Raw genomic sequence first — 1,498 nt, 5'->3', positions numbered from 1 at the left:
AACGACATCTCCGGCCACGGCGGCCTGACCAAAGAGGGCGTGGGCACCCTGGTGCTGACCGGCACCAACACCTATGCCGGCCCGACGCTGGTCAATCAGGGGCGGCTGGCGATCAACGGCTCGGTCACCTCGGATGTCAGCGTGCAGAACGGCGGTATCGTCGGCGGCAGCGGCACGGTCGGTTCACTGACCGCACGAAGTGGCGGCACCGTGGCGCCGGGCAACTCGATCGGCACCCTGAACGTGGCCGGCAACGTCAGCTTCGAGCCGGGGTCGCGCTACGCGGTGGAAGTGGGCCCGAACGGCCAGAGCGATCGGCTCCAGAGCAGCGGCTCGGCGACGATCGGCGGCGGCGAGGTGGCGGTGACGCTGGAGAACAGCCCCAACCTGCTGACGGAGAGCGAGGTGCGCAGCCTGCTGGGCCAGCAGTACACCATCCTGACGGCGCAGCAGGGGGTGAGCGGGCAGTTTGACGCGGTGGCACCGAACTACCTGTTCCTCGGCACCGGGCTGAGCTACCAGCCGACCGGAGTGACGCTGAGCGTCGGGCGCAACGGCACGAGCTTCGCCAGCGTGGCGCAGACGCCGAACGAGCGGGCGGTCGCGGCGGCGGCGGATGCGCTGGCGGCGGGCAACCCGGTCTACGAGAGCATTCTCAACAGCGGCACGGCGGGCGAGGCACGGCAGGCGTTCCGCCAGCTGTCGGGGCAAATCCATGCGGACATCGCGTCGGCGCTGGTGAACGACAGCCGCTACCTGCGTGAGGCGCTGAACGGGCGTCTGCGTCAGGCGGAAGGGCTGGCGAGTTCGTCGGCCATCAAGGCGGACGAGGGCGGTGCCTGGGCGCAGCTGCTGGGGGCGTGGGACCACGCGTCGGGCGACGCCAACGCCACGGGTTACCAGGCCTCGACCTACGGGGTGCTGGTCGGGCTGGACTCGGCGGTTGCGGACGACGGGCGGCTGGGGGTAGCGACCGGCTACACCCGCACCTCGCTGCACGGCGGGTACGGGTCGAAGGCGGACAGCGACAACTACCACCTGGCGGCGTACGGCGACAAGCAGTTCGGTGCGCTGGCGCTGCGCGGCGGTGCGGGCTACACCTGGCACCGCATCGACACCAAACGGTCGGTGAACTACGGGATGCAGTCGGACCGTGACACGGCGAAGTACAGCGCGCGCACCGAGCAACTGTTCGCGGAAGCGGGCTATAGCGTGAAAGGGGAGTGGCTGAACCTGGAGCCGTTCGTGAACCTGGCGTACGTGAACTTCGAGAACAACGGCATCGGGGAGAGCGGTGGCGCGGCGGCGCTGCGCGGCGACAAGCAGCATACCGATGCGACGGTGTCGACGCTGGGCCTGCGCGCGGACACCGCATGGCAGGTGAACCCGGGCACGACGGTGGCGCTGCGCAGCGAGTTGGGGTGGCAACACCAGTACGGTGGAGTGGAGCGTGGCACGGGTCTGCGGTTCAACGGCGGCAACGCGCCGTTCGTGGTGG

General features: G+C 69.8%; 1 protein-coding gene. It reads left to right on the top strand.

Going from position 1 to position 1,498, the window contains the following annotated elements; translation table 11 throughout:
• Nucleotides 1–1,498, top strand: a 1,498-nt coding sequence (locus GKN89_RS24230; RefSeq protein WP_154747914.1) for an autotransporter outer membrane beta-barrel domain-containing protein, incomplete at both ends; no start/stop codon positions are given.

Source organism: Serratia sp. YC16 (assembly GCF_009707615.1).
In the GTDB taxonomy this organism is placed as follows: Bacteria; Pseudomonadota; Gammaproteobacteria; order Enterobacterales; family Enterobacteriaceae; genus Serratia; species Serratia surfactantfaciens.
The sequence above is the reverse complement of the archived record's forward strand: the minus strand, read 5'-3'. Positions and strand labels throughout refer to the sequence as shown.